At 67.4% G+C, this 18,169-nt stretch carries 16 protein-coding genes; 10 read left to right on the forward strand and 6 right to left on the reverse strand.

Annotated features, from left to right (window positions below):
* The first annotated feature begins 89 nt into the window (after positions 1-89).
* The gene (locus A9179_RS13700) at positions 90-1,322 is read left to right on the forward strand and encodes a type 2 periplasmic-binding domain-containing protein (protein ID WP_187806716.1); all 1,233 of its coding nucleotides are present in this window, start codon (positions 90-92) and stop codon (positions 1,320-1,322) included.
* Between the two features lie 94 nt (positions 1,323-1,416).
* A complete protein-coding gene (locus tag A9179_RS13705; protein WP_187806718.1) occupies positions 1,417-2,184 on the forward strand; it encodes a DODA-type extradiol aromatic ring-opening family dioxygenase in 768 nt (255 codons plus the stop codon).
* A 64-nt stretch (positions 2,185-2,248) separates the two neighbouring features.
* On the opposite strand, the gene A9179_RS13710 is transcribed toward A9179_RS13705, so the two are convergent.
* The 3 genes from A9179_RS13710 to A9179_RS13720 form a co-directional block, all read right to left on the reverse strand.
* Positions 2,249-3,937, reverse strand: coding sequence for a DEAD/DEAH box helicase (locus A9179_RS13710; RefSeq protein WP_187806720.1), 1,689 nt, complete (start codon positions 3,935-3,937; stop codon positions 2,249-2,251).
* A 272-nt stretch (positions 3,938-4,209) separates the two neighbouring features.
* Positions 4,210-4,965, reverse strand: coding sequence for a spermidine synthase (locus A9179_RS13715; RefSeq protein ID WP_187806722.1), 756 nt, complete (start codon positions 4,963-4,965; stop codon positions 4,210-4,212).
* Positions 4,962-5,930 carry an AraC family transcriptional regulator gene (locus A9179_RS13720; protein ID WP_187806724.1) on the reverse strand — a complete coding sequence of 323 codons (969 nt, stop codon included), beginning with the start codon at positions 5,928-5,930 and terminating at the stop codon, positions 4,962-4,964. The genes A9179_RS13715 and A9179_RS13720 overlap by 4 nt, the downstream gene beginning before the upstream one ends.
* 147 nt (positions 5,931-6,077) lie before the next feature.
* Here A9179_RS13720 and A9179_RS13725 point away from each other — a divergent pair, with 147 nt between their 5' ends.
* The 6 genes from A9179_RS13725 to A9179_RS13750 all read left to right on the forward strand — a co-directional run bounded on the left by A9179_RS13725 (position 6,078) and on the right by A9179_RS13750 (position 13,423).
* On the forward strand, positions 6,078-7,427 hold the full coding sequence (locus tag A9179_RS13725) for a flavin-containing monooxygenase (RefSeq protein WP_187806726.1): 1,350 nt from the start codon (positions 6,078-6,080) through the stop codon (positions 7,425-7,427).
* Positions 7,408-8,331, forward strand: coding sequence for a bile acid:sodium symporter family protein (locus A9179_RS13730; RefSeq protein WP_187806728.1), 924 nt, complete (start codon positions 7,408-7,410; stop codon positions 8,329-8,331). The genes A9179_RS13725 and A9179_RS13730 overlap by 20 nt, the downstream gene beginning before the upstream one ends.
* Positions 8,331-9,113, forward strand: coding sequence for an SDR family NAD(P)-dependent oxidoreductase (locus A9179_RS13735; RefSeq protein WP_187806730.1), 783 nt, complete (start codon positions 8,331-8,333; stop codon positions 9,111-9,113). The genes A9179_RS13730 and A9179_RS13735 overlap by 1 nt, the downstream gene beginning before the upstream one ends.
* Complete coding sequence (locus tag A9179_RS13740; RefSeq protein WP_187806732.1) at positions 9,113-9,847, forward strand: sulfite exporter TauE/SafE family protein; 735 nt, start codon at positions 9,113-9,115, stop codon at positions 9,845-9,847. Before A9179_RS13735 ends, A9179_RS13740 begins: the two co-directional genes overlap by 1 nt.
* Before the next feature lie 148 nt (positions 9,848-9,995).
* Positions 9,996-11,759 (forward strand): N-acyl-D-amino-acid deacylase family protein, encoded by a 1,764-nt coding sequence (locus tag A9179_RS13745; protein ID WP_187806733.1) that lies wholly within the window; start codon positions 9,996-9,998, stop codon positions 11,757-11,759.
* A 317-nt stretch (positions 11,760-12,076) separates the two neighbouring features.
* Positions 12,077-13,423 (forward strand): class II 3-deoxy-7-phosphoheptulonate synthase, encoded by a 1,347-nt coding sequence (locus A9179_RS13750; RefSeq protein WP_187806736.1) that lies wholly within the window; start codon positions 12,077-12,079, stop codon positions 13,421-13,423.
* A 68-nt stretch (positions 13,424-13,491) separates the two neighbouring features.
* On the opposite strand, the gene A9179_RS13755 is transcribed toward A9179_RS13750, so the two are convergent.
* Positions 13,492-14,535: a DMT family transporter gene (locus A9179_RS13755; protein WP_187806738.1), complete on the reverse strand. Its 1,044-nt coding sequence runs from the start codon at positions 14,533-14,535 to the stop codon at positions 13,492-13,494.
* A 98-nt stretch (positions 14,536-14,633) separates the two neighbouring features.
* Here A9179_RS13755 and A9179_RS13760 point away from each other — a divergent pair, with 98 nt between their 5' ends.
* Both A9179_RS13760 and loiP read left to right on the forward strand, forming a co-directional pair.
* Complete coding sequence (locus tag A9179_RS13760) at positions 14,634-15,518, forward strand: LysR family transcriptional regulator (protein ID WP_187806740.1); 885 nt, start codon at positions 14,634-14,636, stop codon at positions 15,516-15,518.
* A 128-nt stretch (positions 15,519-15,646) separates the two neighbouring features.
* The gene (gene loiP / locus A9179_RS13765; protein WP_187806743.1) at positions 15,647-16,399 is read left to right on the forward strand and encodes a metalloprotease LoiP; all 753 of its coding nucleotides are present in this window, start codon (positions 15,647-15,649) and stop codon (positions 16,397-16,399) included.
* A 69-nt stretch (positions 16,400-16,468) separates the two neighbouring features.
* Here the strand turns inward: loiP and A9179_RS13770 are convergent, their stop codons facing one another.
* Both A9179_RS13770 and A9179_RS13775 read right to left on the reverse strand, forming a co-directional pair.
* Positions 16,469-17,671: a winged helix-turn-helix domain-containing protein gene (locus A9179_RS13770; protein ID WP_187806744.1), complete on the reverse strand. Its 1,203-nt coding sequence runs from the start codon at positions 17,669-17,671 to the stop codon at positions 16,469-16,471.
* A gap of 10 nt (positions 17,672-17,681) precedes the next feature.
* The gene (locus A9179_RS13775; RefSeq protein WP_187806746.1) at positions 17,682-18,161 is read right to left on the reverse strand and encodes a DUF3291 domain-containing protein; all 480 of its coding nucleotides are present in this window, start codon (positions 18,159-18,161) and stop codon (positions 17,682-17,684) included.
* Between the last annotated feature and the right edge of the window lie 8 nt (positions 18,162-18,169).

The following is an 18,169-nucleotide window of genomic DNA, read 5'->3' on the forward strand; positions in this document are numbered from 1 at the left end:
CAAGGGCAGCCTCGGCTGCCCTTTGTTTTGCCCGACAGGCGGCCACCCAGCACCTAGACTGCTAGCACGACCCCGTCGGGAGAACCCCCATGCGCGCTTGGCAGGCCGCACTACTGACCCTGCTCGCCCTGAGCACCACCCGCACCGCCATGGCCGGCTCGCTGGGCATGATCCGCCTCGACACCAGTCAGGAGCCGCCCTACCAACTGATGCTCGACGGCCAGCTCAGCGGCCTCTCGGTACAGGTGCTGGACTGCATCTTCAACCACCTGCAGCAGCCCCACGACATCCAGCTGACCTCCTGGAAGCGCGCCAAGCACAACGTCAGCACCCAGCTTTCCGAAGGTTTCTTCAGTTCCACGCCGGACGCCGAGGCCGAAGCCTTCGCCCAGCTCTCCGCGCCACTGCTGATCGAGAAGTGGTACTGGTACGCCACCGACCCGCACGTGCTCAACCGCCCGCCCTGGGATCCACAGCTGCGCATCGGCGCGGTGCTCGGCAGCAACACCCTGGCCTGGCTGGAAAGCCGCGGCATCCACGTGCAACAGACAGTGCCGCGCCTGGAACAGCTGATCCTGCTCCTGCAGCGCGGGCGCCTCGACATGATCCTGGCCGACCAGGAAGTGATGAACACCGCCCTCGCCACCCTGCGCGACGCGCCCAGCCTGGAGCAGCGCTTCGTGCGCTACAGCCCGCTCGGCGTCTACTTCTCGCGCCCCTACCTGGAGAGCCATGCCGGTTTTCTCGGTGCCTTCAACCAGCAGGTGCAGAACTGCGCCCCGGACGGCTCGCCCCTGAGCCAGCTGGAACGCCACCACCTCGCGCAGCTGGTGCGCCTGCACCTGCAGCGCTGGGGCCAGAGCCCGCAGCTGCTCGACAACCTGCGCCGCAGCGGCGGCTCGGCGCTCGCACCGGCCGCCATCGAGCAGCTCGACCGGCAGTGGCGCGACGAACTCGGCAGCGCGCAGCAGCCGCTGATCGAGCGCATCCGCCGGCAGCCGGCATCGGCCCTGCTGGCCGGCATCCATCGCCAGTACGCACCGCTGTTCAACGAGCTGTTTCTCACCGATCGCCAGGGCCTGATCAGCGCCATGAGCGAACCCACCAGCGACTACTGGCAAGGCGACGAAGCCAAGTTCAGCAAGACCCGCCAGCTACAGCCCAACCAGCTGCTGATCGAGGCCATTGCCTACGACGGCTCGACCCAGAGCTTCCAGGTACACGTCAGCGCGCCGCTTTACGAGCCCGGACAGAAGGAGCTGCTCGGCATCCTCACCCTGGGCATCAATATCGAGACTGCCTTCGGCGAGAGCCACCCCTAAACCATCTATAAAATCGATCAAAGCACGCGGAATTTCCCGTTTGAAGCCGATGCGTTCTGGATAGATCATCTGGGGCAACCCGGAGGACTTCATCGTGCTACCCAGTCTCTATATCTCCCACGGCTCCCCCATGCTGGCCCTGCAACCCGGTGCCAGCGGCCCGGCCCTGTCGCGTCTGGCCGCAGCCCTGCCCCGACCGCGCGCCATCCTGATGGTTTCCGCCCACTGGGAAAGCCCCGAACTGCTGCTTGGCAGCGCCAGCCACCCGGCCACCTGGCACGACTTCGGCGGCTTTCCCGCCGCGCTCTACGCCGTGCAATACCCCGCTCCCGGCTCGCCGGAGCTGGCGGCGCAGGCCCAGCAGCTGCTCGCTGCCGCCGACCTGCCGGCCCGCCTCGATGACCAACGCCCGCTGGATCACGGCGCCTGGGTGCCGCTATCGCTGATGTACCCCGCAGCCGACATCCCCGTGGTGCAGCTGTCACTGCCCAGCCATCTCGGCCCGGCCCTGCAGACCCGCGTCGGCCAGGCCCTGCGCAGCCTGCGCGAGCAGGGCGTGCTGTTGATCGGCTCGGGCAGCATCACCCACAACCTCGGCGAGCTGGATTGGCGCGCCGGCCCGGAAGTCATCACCCCCTGGGCCAAGGAATTCCGCGACTGGATGGTGGAGAAGCTGCAGGCCGACGACGAAGCCGCCCTGCACGACTACCGCCAGCAGGCGCCGCACGCCCGGCGCAACCACCCCTCGGACGAACACCTGCTGCCGTTGTACTTCGCCCGCGGTGCCGGCGGCACCTTCCACATCGAGCACAGTGGCTTCACCTATGGCGCCCTGGGCATGGACATCTACAGTTTCGCCTGAGCCCTGCTAATCAGGAGCCCATAAAAAAGCCCCGCCGAAGCGGGGCTTTTTCACTAGCGCGGGATCAATCCTCGCGGTAACGGCGCAGCTTCAGGGCCTTGCCGGCAACGCGGGTGTCCTTGAGCTTGCCGAGCAGGCGGTCGAGGCCGTCTTCCGGCAGTTCCACCAGGCTGAAGGTCTCGCGGATCTGGATGCGGCCGATCGCGTCACGCTGCAGGCCACCCTCGTTGAGGATCGCTCCCAGCAGGTTCTTCGCGGCGATGCCGTCGCGGGTACCCAGGGCGGTGCGGCAGCGCACCTTGCCTTCGCTCGGCGCGGTCATCGGCCGGCGCTGGAACTCGCCACGCTCGCCGCTGCGCTCCGGACGATCACCGTCACGCTCGCGACGCTCACGCGGGGCACCGACGCTCGGCACCAGCGGCTGCTCACGCTCGACGCTGGACAGATCCAGAGCCTGGCCGTTGGTGGCCTTCTTCAGCAGGGCCGCGGCCAGGGCACGCGGGCTGCAGCCGATATCGGCGATCAGGCGGTCGAGCAGTTCGCCATGGCTGGCTTCGGCATCGGCCACCAGCGGGGTGAGGCCAGTGGTGAGCTTCTTGATGCGCGCATCCAGAACCTGTTGCGGGCTGGGCAGCTTGACCTCGCCGACCTTCTGCCCGGTAACGCGCTCAATCACCTGCAGCATGCGGCGCTCGCGCGGGGTTACCAGCAGCAGGGCACGGCCGTCGCGGCCGGCACGGCCGGTACGGCCGATACGGTGCACGTAGGACTCTGGGTCATACGGCATGTCGACGTTGAGCACGTGGGTGATGCGCGGTACGTCGATACCACGGGCAGCCACGTCGGTGGCGACAACGATGTCCAGACGACCATCCTTGAGCGACTCGATTACCCGCTCACGCTGGTTCTGGGCGATGTCGCCGTTCAGCGCGGCAGCCTTGTAACCTTTGGCTTCCAGGGCAGCGGCCAGATCCAGGGTGGCCTGCTTGGTACGCACGAAGGCGATCAGCGCGTCGAACTCTTCCACTTCCAGCAGACGGGTAACGGCGTTGATCTTCTGATCGGCGTGGATCATCAGATGGGCCTGCTCGATGCGCGAGACGGTCTGAGTCTTGGCCGCGATCTTGACGTGCTTGGGCTCGCGCAGGTGCTTCTCGGCGATCTCGCGGATCGAGTGCGGCAGGGTGGCGGAGAACAGCACGCTCTGGCGGCTTTCCGGCATGGCCTGGAAGATCACTTCCAGGTCATCCATGAAGCCCAGCTTGAGCATCTCGTCCGCTTCGTCCAGCACCAGGTGGCGGATGGTCGACAGCAGCTGCTCGTTGCGGCTCAAGTGGTCGACCAGGCGGCCCGGAGTGGCCACGACTACCTGGGCGCCCATGCGCAGGGCCTTGAGCTGCGGGCCCATGGGCGCGCCGCCGTAGACCGCGACCACATTCAGGCCGGGCATCTGCTTGGAGTAGGTTTCGAACGCGGTGGCCACCTGCAGGGCCAGCTCGCGGGTCGGCGCGAGGATCAGCGCCTGCGGTTCACGCTTGGCCGGGTCGATCTTGGACAGGATCGGCAGGGCGAAGGCAGCGGTCTTGCCGGTACCGGTCTGGGCCTGGCCGATCATGTCGTGGCCGGCAAGGATCATCGGGATCGCCTGGGCCTGAATGGGGGACGGCTCTTCGTAACCGACTGCGGTCAGTGCAGCGAGAATGGAAGGATGAAGGCCGAGATCGGCGAAAGTGCCGGTTACTTCCTGGGTCATGGGTCTGCCTCGAAAGTGCATCCGCAAAGACCCGAGTGGCAAAGGCTGCACGTGCCATGAAGGACCTTGTCGGTCACCCTGGCAGCCTTGCGATGGGGATTTGCGAAGACATGATGGATTAAGCGTCAAGGATAGTCCGCCGGGGCGGACGAGCAGCGAAGCGGCGCTTCGGAGATGCTTACCTGAACGTGGCCATTTTTGGCCGGGCGCGAATCATACAGGAAAAAGCTGACCACGGGGCGCGTTTTTGCAGCAACAGGCTGAACGGCGCTTCAACTGGCCGGGCGCAGCACATCCAGCAGCGACTGCAGGGAGTAGCCCAGCTGGCCCTTGAGCGCCTCGGCGCGGGCCGTCAGCGCGTCCAGCTCGAGCGGCTGTTCCAGCCCGGCCGGCACCAGCAGGATGACGTTGCCCTCCTTCACCGGGATCTCCCAGTAGTGCCGGTGGTACAGGCCGCGCAGCAGTGCGGCACCGAGCGGGCGGCCGTCGTCGGTGCCCCACTGGTTGATGATCAGCCAGCCGCCGGGATTGAGGCGCTTCTGGCAATTCTCCAGGAAGCGCCAGGCCAGATGGCCGGCCGCCGGCCCGGTGTCGGTGTACAGGTCGACGAAGATCAGGTCGGCCGATTCGGCGCTGGCCAGCAGCTCCAGGGCATCGCCGATGCGGATATACAGGCGCGGGTCGTCGGCCAGCCCCAGGTATTGCATGGCCAGGCGCGGCACTTCCGGACGCAGCTCGATGGCCTCGACATCCTCCAGCGGCAGAAAACGCAGGCAGGCCTGGGTCAGGTTGCCGGCGCCCAGGCCGAGGAACAGCGCCGACTCCGGCGCCGCATGGCACAGCGCGCCGATCAGCATGGCGCGGGTGTAGTCGTACTCCAGCCAGCTCGGGTCGCGGGTATAGGTGCAGCTCTGCTCGATCGCCTCGCCGAATTCGAGGAAGCGGTAATCGCCCACCTCCAGCACGCGGATCAGACCGAACTCGTCGCGCACTTCCTCCAGCACGCGTTCCTCGTGCAGATCGCTCATCGCCCGCCCTCCTGGCGAAACTGCCCCGGGGTCATCCCGCTCCAGCGGCGGAAGGCCTTGGCGAAGGCGCTCTCGTCGGAGAAGCCAAGGCGCTCGGCCACTTCGGCCAGGCGCGGTTCCTCGCGCAGCAGTTGCTCGGCCATGCGGTACAGCACCTGCTCGCGCAGCAGGCGGTAGGAGCTACCCTCCTCGGCCAGCTTGCGGTTGAGGTGGCGGCCACTGAGGTCGAGCTGCTCGGCGATGCGCTCCTTGCCCCAGCGCGGCTGCGCGCGCAGCAGCTGTTGCACACGCACGCTCAGGCTCTGTGCACCGAGGCGTTCGAGCAGGCTGTCGGCCAGGTCGCGCAGATGGGCGCACATCGGTGCATTGGCCTGGATCAGCGGCAGTTGCAGATCGCTGACGGTGAACACCAGGGCATTCTGCCCGGCGCTGAAACGCAGCGGGCAGCCCAGCTGTTCGGCATACAACGCCTCGGCACCGCGTGGCGCATGCTGGAAGCACAGCAGCAGCGGGTTGACCTTGTTGCCGGTGATCCAGCGCGCCATGTGCAGCAGGCTGGCCAGCACCGCCTCGGTGCGTTCTTCCTGGCGCACCTGATAGTGCTCCTGGTAGCGCAGGCTGACCTGCTGACCCTCGGCGTGCAGGCTGAATTCACCACCCTCGCCGATGATCGGGTAGTACTCGAGCAGGGCCTCCAGGGCCTCGCCGACCGTCTCGCAGCTCATCAGCAGCGCGCCGACCATGTCCAGGTGACCGACCTGCAGGGCACAGCCCAGGCGCAGACCAATCAGCGGGTCGTTCGCCGCCACACAGAAGGCCTCCCACAGCCTGTCCTGGCGGGCCAGCGGGATGCGCGCCTCGCCCCCCAGCTCGCGCAGCTCGGCCGGCAACGGCAGGGCCAGGCGCTCAGCCGCCTGAAGGATGGCCTGGGCATAGTGAACGGTGACGGAAGGCGTACTACTCATGGTCCTGAATTAACCGGCAAAGGTCCTGTTTGAGCCGTTACGGCGGGGAGCTGACTGCCTATGCTGGGCCCAGATAACGAGGCTGTGCGCGACAGGCCCGCGTTGTACCACGCCCGCGCAGCGCAGCCCATAGAGAGAGAGCCTTGCATGCACGCCATTATCGGTGCCGGCCCCATGGGGCTGGCCGCTGCCCGCCAGTTGCAGCGCCATGGTATCCCCTTCGTCGGCTTCGAGCTGCATCGGGATGTCGGTGGCCTGTGGGACATCGACAACCCGCACAGCACCATGTACCACTCGGCGCACCTGATCTCCTCCAAGGGCACCACCGAGTTCAGCGAGTTTTCCATGGCACAGGACGTGCCTCCCTATCCCTCGCACCGCCAGGTTGGCCAGTACTTTCGCGACTACGCCAGCCATTTCGGCCTGCGCCAGCACTACCAGTTCGGCACCCGGGTGATCCGCCTGGAGCGCCTCGATCGCGGCTGGCGCCTGGTCAGCGAGTGCGCCGGGCGCCAGCGCGAGTGGCAGTTCGACGGCGTACTGATCGCCAATGGCACCCTGCACACGCCCAACCAGCCGGCCCTGCCGGGTGACTTCGCCGGCGAGCTGCTGCACTCCAGCGCCTACAAATCTGCCGAGCTGTTCGCCGGCAAGCGCGTGCTGATAGTCGGCTGCGGCAACTCGGCCTGCGACATCGCGGTGGACGCCGTGCACCGCGCCGCTTCGGTCGACCTGTCGGTGCGTCGCGGCTACCACTTCCTGCCCAAGTTCATCCTCGGTCGCCCGGCCGACACCTTCGGCGGCGCCATCCGCCTGCCGCGCCGGCTCAAGCAGCTGATCGACGGCCTGCTGGTGCGCGCCCTGGTCGGCAAGCCCTCGCAATACGGCCTGCCCGACCCGGACTACCGCCTGTACGAAGCCCACCCGGTGCTCAACTCGCTGGTGCTGCACCACCTCGGCCACGGCGATATCCAGCCGCGTGGCGATATCCGTGCGGTCAGCGGCACTACCGTGACCTTCGCCAATGGCGAGCAGGCCGACTACGACCTGATCCTGCAGGCCACCGGCTACCAGCTCGACTATCCGTTCATCGACCGTAGCGAACTGAACTGGCCCCAGGGCAGCGACGCCCCGCAGCTCTACCTCAACGTGTTCCACCCGGAGCACGCCGACCTGTTCATGCTCGGCATGGTCGAGGCCTCGGGCCTGGGCTGGCAGGGCCGCGCCGAGCAGGCCGAACTGGTGGCCCTGGCGATCCGCCAGCAGCAGGCCGACAGCGCCGCCGCCCGACGCTTTCGCCAGCAGGTGCGGGCCGGCTGCGCGCAGCGCCTGGACGGCGGCTACGCCTACCTGGCGCTGCCGCGCATGGCCTATTACGTACACAAGGACAGCTACCGCCGCGCCGTGCTCAAACACTGCGCCGAACTGCGCCAGGGGCTCGCCCCCGCCACCCCGATCCTGCCGCCGGAGCACCTCGATGCCAGCCGTCAATCTTGAGTTCTCGCCGACGGCGATGATCGCCCTCAATGCCATCATCGCCCTGATGATGTTCGGCGTGTCGCTGGAGCTGCGCGCCGACGACTTCAGCCGCATCCTGCGCGCGCCCAAGGCGCCGCTGATCGGCCTGCTGGTGCAGTTCGTCCTGCTGCCGGCCAGCACCTGCCTGCTGACCATGCTGCTGCCGATCGAGCCGAGCCTGGCCCTGGGCATGCTGCTGGTCTCCACCTGCCCGAGCGGCACCTTCTCCAACATCATGACCTGGCTGGGGCGCGGCAACGTCGCCGTGTCGGCCAGCGTCACCGCCGTGTCGAGCCTCAGCGCCGGGATCTTCACCCCGCTCAACTTCGCCCTGTACGCCGGGCTCAACCCGCAGACCCGACCGCTGCTGACCGCCATCAGCGTCGACCCGCTGGAGCTGCTGGCCATGGTGCTGCTGGTTCTGCTGCTGCCGATGCTGGCCGGCATGCTGCTCGGCAAGCGCCGCCCGCAGCTGGCACGGCGCCTGGAAAAACCGCTGCGGCACTTCTCCCTGCTGGTGCTGCTGGCCTTCGTCGGCGGCGCCCTGAGCAAGAACTTCAGCCAGTTCGTCGAGCACTTCCACCTGTTTTTCTGGCTGGTGGTCGGCCTCAACGCCATGGCCCTGCTGCTCGGCTACCTGTGCGCGCGACTCTGGCGCCTACCGGATGCCGACGTGCGCGCGGTGACCCTGGAAACCGGCATCCACAACTCGGCACTGGGCATGGCGCTGATCTTCACCTTCTTCCCGCAGGCCGGCGGCATGCTGCTGATTGCCGCCTTCTGGGGCTGCTGGCAGCTGTTCGCCGGTCTGGTGCTGGCCCTGCTGTGGGCGCGCCGGCCGCCGGCCGAAGCAGCTGGCGGCCTGGCGCAGGGGAACCACTGATGCGCGTCGTCATGATCACCGGCGCCGCCAGCGGCCTGGGCTGGGAGCTGGCCAAGGCCTGCCATGCCCGCGGCGATAGCCTGCTGCTCACCGATATCGACGCCGCCGGCCTGGCCGCGCGCGTGGCCGAACTGAACAGCGAGCGGGTCGAGGCGCTGTCCGGTGACATCACCGACCCGGCGCTGCACCAGCAACTGGTCGACGCCTGCCGCACGGTATTCGGCCGCCTCGATCTGCTGATCAACAATGCCGGCATCACCCATCGCTCGCCGACCGTGCGTACCGACCCGGCCGTGCTGCGCAAGGTCATGGCGGTGGACTACCACGCGCCGCTGGAGCTGACCCTCAGCGCACTGCCGCTGCTGCGCGAAAGTCGCGGCCAGGTCGCCGCCATCGGCTCCATGGCCGGCTGGATGCCGGTGCTCGGGCGCGCCGGCTACTGCGCGGCGAAAAGCGCCCTGAGCCAGGCCTTCGAAGTGCTGCGCGCAGAAATCGCCCGCGACGGTATCCATCTGCTGATGGTCTACCCGAGCTTTCTCGACACGCCGATCGACCGCAACGCCCTCGGCGCCGACGGCAAGCCGGCCGGCCACGCGCGCTCGACCATCGGCAAGGTGCGCTCCGCTGCCGACATGGCCACCCAGCTGCTGAATGCCCTGGCGCGGCGCCAGCAGCGCCTGTTCCCTGATCGCGGTAGCTGGCTGGCCAGCCTGCTCTGGCGCATCGCCCCGGCCGTCTACTACCGGCAGATGAGCCGCCGCTTCGCCGGGGAGCTGGGTTGATGGCCTACGCCCCTTTCGCCCTGGGTGGCTTTATCCTGCTGGCCTACACCCTGGAAGCCATCACCGGCTTCGGCAGCATTGTTATCGCCCTGTCGCTTGGCGCCCTGTTGCTGCCGATCGACCAGCTGCTGCCGGTGCTGGTGCCGCTGAACATCTGCATGACCGGCTTCCTGGTCAGCCGCCACTGGCGCCTGATCGACCGCCGCCTGCTGCTGGGCATGATCCTGCCGGGCATGGCCCTCGGCACTCTGCTCGGTTACCTGCTGCTGCCGTACCTGGACGCCGTCTCGCTCAAGCGCGGCTTCGGCGTGCTCATCCTGTGGTTCGCTGGCCGCGAGCTGTGGCGCCTGCAGCGCAAGGCACCGCCACGCGAGCACACGCCGAACTGGGTGATGCGCCTGGCCACCACCGCCGCCGGCATCTGCCACGGCCTGTTCGCCTCCGGCGGGCCGCTGCTGGTGTTCGCCCTGGCCACCACCACGCTGGACAAGGCACGCCTGCGCGCCACCCTGGTCAGCGTCTGGTTCACCTTGAACAGCCTGCTGACCCTGGCCTTCCTGCTCGACGGTCGCCTGGCCCCGGCCCTGCCCCAGGTGCTGACCTACGCCCCGCTGCTGCTGGTTGGCGTGTGGCTGGGCGAGCGCCTGCACCACCTGGTCGACGAACGTCATTTCCGCATCGCCATCTACGCCCTGCTGCTGGTCACCGGCACGTTGCTGTTGGTAGGCCCTTGAAAAACGTTGGCGAGGCAGCCAGCGCAAGGCAAAGGCAGGCGAAAAGGCGGCGTTTACGAGCTGTAAATGAGCACTTTGAGCCTGCATTTAACGCCGCAATGGCAACGCAGGTAGTTTTTCAACGGCCTACAGCCCCCTGGAGCCTGGCATGAGCTACGACATCATCATCAAGAACGGCCTGTACTTCGATGGCAGCGGTGCGCCCGGCGCAGTGCGCCATATCGGCATCAGGGCCGGGCGCATCGACGCGGTCAGCCTCAGCCCGCTGGACGAGAGCGGCTGCAGCGAGGTGCTGGATGCCGCTGGCAAATGGGTCACCCCGGGCTTCCTGGAAATCCACTCGCACTATGATGCCGAGGTGATCGCCGCGCCGGCACTGAAGGAATCGGTGCGCCACGGCGTGACTAGCGTGACCATCGGCTCGTGCTCGATCAGCATGGTGCTGGCCGACGCCGAGGACTGCTCCGACCTGTTCACCCGCGTCGAGGCGGTGCCGCGCCAGTACGTGCTGCCGATCCTGCAGGAGAAGAAGAGCTGGCGCGACGCCGCCGGCTACCGCGCCTTCTATGACCAACTGGCGCTGGGGCCCAATGTCAGCTCCTTTCTCGGCCATTCCGAGCTGCGCGTGGCGGTGATGGGCCTGGAGCGCGCCACCCGCGACGTAGCACCGAGCGAGGCCGAACTGCAACGCATGGAACAGCTGCTGGAAGAGGCGCTGGACGCCGGCTGCATCGGCCTGTCGGTAATGACCACGCGCCTGGACAAGATGGACGGCGACCGCGCCTGGTCGAGCCCGCTGCCCTCGACCTTCGCCAGCTGGAAGGAATTCTCCCGCCTGTTCGCCATCCTCCGTCGGCGTGGCGCAGTGATGCAGGGCGCGCCGAACGCGGTGACCAAGGTCAATGTGTTCGCCTTCCTCTGGCAGGCCCACGGCTGGTTCAGGAAGCCACTGAAATGCACCATGCTGACCGCCCTGGATCTCAAGTCGCAGCCGCTGCTGCACCGCTTCACCCGCTTCTCCGGCTGGCTGGCGAACAAGGTACTGCGCGGCAACTTCCGCTGGCAGACCCTGCCGGCCCCCTTCACCCTGCGCCTCGAAGGCCTCAACGTGAACGCCTTCGAGGAGTTCGGCGCCGGTGAGATCCTGCGCAACATCAAGGATCCGGACGAGCTGTACGCCAAGGTGCTGGAGCCGGAGTTCCGCGCCCTGTTCAAGAAGCAGGTCAAGGCCATTCTCACCAAGGGCCTGTGGCACCGCGACTTCTCCGACTGCTGGGTGACCGAGTGCCCGGACGCCTCGCTGGTCGGCAAGAACTTCAAGCAACTCGGCCAGGCCCGCGGCCTGGACGCGGTGGACGCCTACTTCGAGCTGGCCTGCCAGTACCGCGAGGCGCTGAAGTGGAGCACCTGCTACGGCAACCAGCGCCTGCCGGTGATGCACAAGCTGCTGTCCAGCCCCTGGACGCATCCCGGCTTCGCCGATTCCGGCGCGCACCTGCGCTCCATCGCCCAGTACAACTTCCCGCTGCGCTTCCTCAAGTACGTGCGCGACGCGCAACTGGCCGGCACCCCGTTCATGGAACTGGGCCAGGCGGTGCGCCGCTGCAGCGGCGAGCTGGCCGACTTCATCGGCGTGGATGCCGGCTATATCCGCGTCGGCGACCGCGCCGACCTGGTGATCGTCAATCCCGAGGGGCTGACCGACGAGCTGGACGCCATGCACGAAGCGCCGATGGAGATCATCGGCCTGGAACGGGTGGTCAAGCGCAACGACGCGGCGGTGGACGCCACCCTGATCAACGGCCGCCTGGCCTACCAACGCGGCCAGGAATACCCGGATGAACTGGGCAAGCAGCAGGGCTTCGGCCGCTTCCTCGCCAGCCAGGACGTACAGCCGCGCGCCATGGCCTGATCCGTAGATACAGGTGCCAGCAAGAGCACCGAGCACCGAGCACCGGAGCAATCCGGGAACAGAGTTGCCGGCCATCCCAGTGTGCAGTCGGGAGGCGGCAAATCGCGTTACGTATCCGCCAGGGGCCCTCCTGCCAGCAGCCAGGTATTCGCTGGCAGGCAGGCCCCTGCGGATACCCATCTTCTTCCTTCAGCCGCCTGCACAACCCCACGCCATCCCCTCTTATGCAGCGGCTCTATCACGCCTATCGGCTTGCCGGCCCGGCTTGATCGGTTACCATGCCAGCTCGCCTGAACTGTTGATGAACGAGAAGCAGCATGTCGCAACCCTGGAGTCCCCAAAGCTGGAGAGGCAAGCCGATCCAGCAACAGCCCGTCTACCCCGACCTCGACCACCTGCAGCGGGTGGAAAAGACCCTGGCCGGCTATCCGCCGCTGGTTTTCGCCGGCGAAGCCCGCGAGCTGCGCCGTCAGTTTGCCGAGGTCACCCAGGGCCGTGCCTTTCTCCTGCAGGGCGGCGACTGCGCCGAAAGCTTCGCCGAATTCTCCACCCTGAAGATCCGCGACACCTTCAAGGTGCTGCTGCAGATGGCCATCGTCATGACCTTCGCCGCCGGCTGCCCGGTGGTCAAAGTCGGGCGCATGGCCGGCCAGTTTGCCAAGCCGCGCTCGGCCAATGACGAAACCATCGATGGCGTGACCCTGCCCGCCTACCGTGGCGACATCGTCAACGGCATCGGTTTCGACGCCGCCAGCCGCGTGCCCGATCCGGAGCGCCTGCTGCAGGCCTACCACCAGGCCACCGCCAGCCTCAACCTGCTGCGCGCCTTCGCCCAGGGAGGCTTCGCCGACCTGCACCAGGTGCACCAGTGGAACCTCGACTTCATCGCCAACTCGGCGCTCTCCGAGAAGTACAGCCAGCTGGCCGACCGCATCGACGAGACCCTGGCGTTCATGCGCGCCTGCGGCATGGACAGCGCGGCGCAAGTGCGCGAGACCAACTTCTTCACCGCCCACGAGGCCCTGCTGCTGAACTTCGAGCAGGCCTTCGTGCGCCAGGACAGCCTCACCGGGCGCTGGTACGACTGCTCCGCGCACATGCTGTGGATCGGCGACCGCACCCGCCAGCTGGACGGCGCCCACGTCGAGTTCCTGCGCGGCGTGGAGAACCCCATCGGGGTCAAGGTCGGCCCGAGCATGGATCCGGACGAGCTGATCCGCCTGATCGACGTACTCAACCCGGACAACGACCCCGGCCGCCTCAACCTGATCGTGCGCATGGGCGCCGACAAGGTCGAGGCCAACTTCCCACGCCTGCTGCGCAAGGTGCAGAGCGAAGGCCGCCAGGTGCTGTGGAGCTCCGACCCGATGCACGGCAACACCATCAAGGCATCGAGCGGCTACAAGACCCGCGACTTCGCGCAGATTCTCAGCGAGGTCAAACAGTTCTTCGCCGTGCACCGCGCCGAGGGCACCCATGCCGGCGGTATCCACATCGAGATGACCGGACAGAACGTCACCGAGTGCATCGGCGGCTCGCGCCCGGTCACCGAGGACAGCCTGTCGGATCGCTACCACACCCACTGCGACCCGCGGATGAACGCCGACCAGTCCCTGGAACTGGCCTTCATGATCGCCGAGACGCTGAAACAGGCGCGCGGCTGAGGCGCCTGAGCGACAGCAGAACTGGGCCATATGGCCCCGTTTTTTATGCTCGCGAACCAGCTCCCGAATCAGCCATCCGAGCGCTCGCCTTTTCCGGCACTCGCCGACGAGCGATTGAGCAGCGGTGCCAGCAGGTGAACCCCCGGCAGCGCCAGACGCGACTTGCCCGGCCCGCCTGGTGTTTGCCCGGCAGAGGCCGGTGCCGGCTTCAACCGCGACACGCCGAACAGCACCAGCGCCAGCCCCACCAGTTGGTAGAGGGAGACCGCTTCGCTCAGCACTATCCAGGAGGCGAAGAGGGTCAGCACCGGCCCCAGGTTGCCCACGGCGGCAGTCTGGGTGGTGCCCAGGCGCTGGATGGCCAGGGCCATCCAGTAGATCGGCAGCACGGTGGAGCACAGCGCCATCAGCGCGGCATACAGCCATACCGAACCCGGCAGGTTGCCCAGCTGCGCGCTATCACCGGTGACCGCGTAATGGCCGAGCACCATCAGCGCGGAGGCGCCGCCGGCCAAACCGGCCAGGCGCATGGAGCCGAGGCGCTTGAGCATCACCCCGGCGCCGAAGTAGTACAGGGCATAGGTGACGGCACTGGCGAACACCCAGGCCGCGCCCTGGATCACCCCCGCTCCGCTGCCCACGGCGCTGACGTCATGCACGAAGGCGATGGCCAGGCCGCCGTAGCACAGCGCCACCGCCAGCAAGGTGCGCCGACTCGGCCGCTCGCGCAGGACAACGGCCTGGAGCAGCAGCACCAGGGTCGGGTAGGTGAACAGGATCAGCCGTTCGAGGCCGGCACTGATCGACTCCAGCCCGTAGAAGTCGAACAGGCTCGACAGGTAGTAGCCGAGCAGGCCGAGCAGCAGCACACGCAGCACATCCCTGGCATTCAGCGGGCTGCTGCTCTCCCCGCGGCTCAGCCACAGCAGCCAGACGAACAGCGGCAGGGCCAGCCCCATGCGCAGCGCCAACAAGGTGAGCGCGTCCACCGGGCCGCTGGCATAGGCGAGCTTGACGAAGATGGCCTTGAGGCTGAAACCAGCCGCCGCCAGCACGGCGAACAGGCGACCGTCGCTCAGGCAGCGCTGATAGAAGGAGCGCAAGGTATTCATGGCAGTCCTGACAGATGACGAATGCCTTATTCTGTCGATAACGCTTAAGCACTAGAATCGCTTTTTCACGAATACAGCCTTCTCCACAGGAGAAACCCGTGCACTTCGACCTGACCGACCTGCGCCTGCTCGCCGCCATCGCCAGCACCGGTAGCCTGAGCAAGGCCGCGGCTACCTTCCCGGTCGCGGTATCCGCCGCCAGCACGCGCCTGCGCCTGTTTGAAGAACGCTGCGGACTGACCCTGTTCACCCGCAAGGCCGACGGTATGATCCCTACCCCGACCGGGCGGCTGATCCTGGAAGGCAGCCGCAGCGTGCTCAACGAAGCGGAAAAACTCCGCGAAACCCTCAGAGAGCTGTCCGGCCAGCGGCGCATCGCCCTGCAGCTGGCTGCCTCCACCGTGGCCAACAGCACCTTTCTGCCGGCCACCCTTGGGCCGTTTCTGGCGGACTACCCGGAAGTGGATCTGCACCTGGTCGAACAGAAGAGCAGCGAGGTGCTGCGCGCCGTGCAGGCCGGCGAATGCGAGATAGGCGTGTACGACGGCAACCTAGCCACCGGCGGGCTGATCTCCCTGCCCTTTCGCGACGACAAGCTGGTGCTGCTGGTGCCTGCCGATCACCCGCTGGCCAGCCAGCCGCTGAGCGAGCTGCGCAATGCGCTCGGCCATGCCTTCGTCTGCCTGCCGGCCGAGCGGGCCATGCAGCGTTTTATCGAAGAAATGGCGACCCAGCACGCCATTCCACTGCAAGTACGGGTGCGCGCACCCAGCTTTGATGCCATCGCCCAGTTGGTGGCACAGCGCGCCGGCATCGCGATGCTGCCCGAGGCGGCAGCCGCCCGCTTCGCCCTCGAACTGCCGGTACGCATCGTCAGCCTGGCGGATGCCTGGGCGACACGCGAGCTGCGCATCTGCATCAAAAGCTGGGAAGCGCTGTCATCCCACGCCCGGCAACTGGTCGACTATCTCTCCAGGCAATAAGCCCGGGCAGCCGCCGGACTGCGATCTGCTTCACTCCCCGCCCGCCTGCGATCACCGACAATGCCGCGCCGGCCGGATGCCGACGCCTCACGGCCCTTCCCATAGCCCAGTTTTCAAGGACGATAACCATGCAACTGCACCACAGCCTCTGTGCCCTCGCGCTCGCCACCCTGCTCGGCGGCTGCCAGACCATGACCCCGGACGCCATCATCAGCAGCGGGCTGCAAGCCGTGCAGGCCGTCAGCCTCAGCGACAGCGACGTCAAAGCCATGGCTGACGAGGCCTGCGTGCAGATGGACGAGGAGACCTCGATCGCCGCACCGGACAGCGAATACAGCCAGCGCCTGGACATGATTGCCGCCAACCTGGGCAGCGAGATCAACGGTACCCCCGTCAACTACAAGGTCTACCTGACCGACGAGGTCAACGCCTGGGCCATGGCCAACGGCTGCGTGCGCGTCTACAGCGGCCTGATGGATCAGATGAACGACAACGAGGTGGAAGGCGTGCTCGGCCACGAGATGGGCCACGTCGCCCTTGGCCACACCAAGAAGGCCATGCAGACCGCCTACGCCACCTCCGCCGCACGCAACGTCGCCGCGTCCTCGGGCAACAGCGCCGTGGCCGCGCTGTCCAGCTCGCAGGTCGGCGAGCTGGGCGAGGCGCTGGTCAACGCGCAGTTCTCCCAATCCCAGGAAAGCGCGGCCGACGACTTCTCCTTCGATCTGCTCAAACGTCGTGGCATTCCGCTGGAGGGCCTGGCCAGCGCCTTCGACAAGCTGGCCCAACTGGGCGGCGGTGACAGCAGCATGTTCGACTCGCACCCGGGTTCGGCCGAGCGCGCTGCGCATATCCGCCAGCGCATCGCCGACGGCAAGTAAGCAGAGCCCGGCAGGGCTTCAGCCGGAGCCCTGCCTTTACACCAATAGTGCCCGGCTACGCAGGACGCCCTACAGCACAACCCTTAGCCGCTCGGCCACCGGCGAGCGGCAGTTCAGGCCGACCTCGGCCAATCCCAGCCAGGCCGCCAGCGCCTGCAGCTGCGTGGCCAGCGCCAACAGCGCCTCCTCGTCCAGAGCACTTTCCTCCACATGCACGGCATGCACCGCCAGGCGTCCCTGCGCCCGCTCGCTACGCAGGTCGAGCCGTGCGCACAGGCGCTCGCCATGCAGGAACGGCAGCACGTAGTAGCCGTACACCCGCTTGTGCTGCGGGGTATAGATCTCCAGGCGGTAGCGGAAGTCGAACAGCCGCTCGGTGCGCTCGCGCTCCCAGATCAGCGAGTCGAACGGCGACAGCAAGGCGCTGGCCCTGACCCGGCGCGGGATGCGCGGCTCGCCGCGGCAGTAGGCCGGCTGCTTCCAGCCTTCGACCTGCACCGCCAGCAGTTCGCCCTGCTCCACCAGCTCGGCCAGGCGTGCGCGGCTGTCGCCGCTGTCCAGCCGGTAGTAGTCGCGCAGATCGCGGGCCGTGGCCACGCCCAGTGCCTCGGCGCTGCGCAGCAGTAGCTGGCGCTGGGCCTCGGCCTCCTCCAGCTCGGGGTGATCGAGCTGGGCACTGGGGATGACCCGCTCCGGCAGGTCGTACAGGCGCTCGAAGCCACGCCGCGTGGCCACCGTCACCTCGCCAGCGGCGAACAGCCACTCCAGCGCATGCTTCTCCGCGCTCCAGTCCCACCAGGGCCCGGCCCGCTCGGTACGGGTGGTCAGGCTGCCGGCGCCGAGGGCGCCCTGCTCGCGCACCGTTTGCAGCACACGCTGGATCACATCCTGCTGCTGACGGCCGAACTCGGCCAACTGGCGGTAGATGCCGCGACCATCCGCCGCCTGGCGCATGCGCCAGCGCAGCAGCGGATACAGCTCCAGCGGCAGCAGCGAGGCCTCGTGGCCCCAGTATTCGAACAGCGTGCGGCGCCGTGGCGTGCCCCAGGCCAGCTGGTCGAGCAGCTGCGGCGCATAGTGGCCGAGCCGGGAAAAGGCCGGCAGGTAGTGCGAGCGCACCAGCGCGTTGACCGAGTCGATCTGCACCACGCCCAGACTGGCGAGCTGTCCCCGTAGCTGACGCAGCCCGACCTCGCCCTTCGGCGCACGGGCGAACCCCTGGGCGCTGAGGGCCAGGCGACGGGCTTCGGCAAGGGACAGGGACAGAGTCATGCGCTCGATGCTAGCAGGGCTGCCCGTGCTCCGTGGCAACCGTTGCATCCGGCGCGGGAAAAGCCTGGCGGAAGGTGAAGGCCCGGGCGCTCGGCCCCTGCTCGCGCAGCAGTGCCAGGCGCTCGGCGGCCTCCTCGACAGTCGGCAGGTGGCCGGCCGGCACCCACCAGAGCACCATGTGCGCCTCGCTCACCTTGTCGAACCACTCGCGGCGGCGCTTGAGCATCTCGTTGTGGGCGGACTTGTAGACGTAGTCGCTGAGGGCCTGCACATCGCGCCAGAGCGACAGGTTGACCAGCACCTCAGCGCCGAACGGACGGATCGCCGTGGCATCGCCGGCCTCGTCCTGCAGGCGCCAGACATAGCCCGGCGACGCCTCGGCCAGGGCATTGATGCGCTCCAGGTTGGCCACGAAATCGGCCATGCCGGGCGACTCCAGCGGTTCCTTCATGCTGGCAATATTGAGCTGTGCGAGTTGATAGCGGGACATGTGTTCTC

The organism is Pseudomonas alcaligenes, assembly GCF_014490745.1.
In the GTDB taxonomy this organism is placed as follows: Bacteria; Pseudomonadota; Gammaproteobacteria; order Pseudomonadales; family Pseudomonadaceae; genus Aquipseudomonas; species Aquipseudomonas alcaligenes_C.

Coding starts and splice junctions, on each gene's coding strand:
- A9179_RS13775 (WP_187806746.1), bottom strand. CDS start 18,161: ATGTCCCGCTATCAACTCGCACAGCTCAATATTGCCAGCATGAAGGAA.
- A9179_RS13770 (WP_187806744.1), bottom strand. CDS start 17,671: ATGACTCTGTCCCTGTCCCTTGCCGAAGCCCGTCGCCTGGCCCTCAGC.
- A9179_RS13745 (WP_187806733.1), top strand. CDS start 9,996: ATGAGCTACGACATCATCATCAAGAACGGCCTGTACTTCGATGGCAGC.
- A9179_RS13730 (WP_187806728.1), top strand. CDS start 7,408: ATGCCAGCCGTCAATCTTGAGTTCTCGCCGACGGCGATGATCGCCCTC.
- A9179_RS13740 (WP_187806732.1), top strand. CDS start 9,113: ATGGCCTACGCCCCTTTCGCCCTGGGTGGCTTTATCCTGCTGGCCTAC.
- A9179_RS13735 (WP_187806730.1), top strand. CDS start 8,331: ATGCGCGTCGTCATGATCACCGGCGCCGCCAGCGGCCTGGGCTGGGAG.
- loiP (WP_187806743.1), top strand. CDS start 15,647: ATGCAACTGCACCACAGCCTCTGTGCCCTCGCGCTCGCCACCCTGCTC.
- A9179_RS13700 (WP_187806716.1), top strand. CDS start 90: ATGCGCGCTTGGCAGGCCGCACTACTGACCCTGCTCGCCCTGAGCACC.
- A9179_RS13720 (WP_187806724.1), bottom strand. CDS start 5,930: ATGAGTAGTACGCCTTCCGTCACCGTTCACTATGCCCAGGCCATCCTT.
- A9179_RS13715 (WP_187806722.1), bottom strand. CDS start 4,965: ATGAGCGATCTGCACGAGGAACGCGTGCTGGAGGAAGTGCGCGACGAG.
- A9179_RS13710 (WP_187806720.1), bottom strand. CDS start 3,937: ATGACCCAGGAAGTAACCGGCACTTTCGCCGATCTCGGCCTTCATCCT.
- A9179_RS13755 (WP_187806738.1), bottom strand. CDS start 14,535: ATGAATACCTTGCGCTCCTTCTATCAGCGCTGCCTGAGCGACGGTCGC.
- A9179_RS13750 (WP_187806736.1), top strand. CDS start 12,077: ATGTCGCAACCCTGGAGTCCCCAAAGCTGGAGAGGCAAGCCGATCCAG.
- A9179_RS13725 (WP_187806726.1), top strand. CDS start 6,078: ATGCACGCCATTATCGGTGCCGGCCCCATGGGGCTGGCCGCTGCCCGC.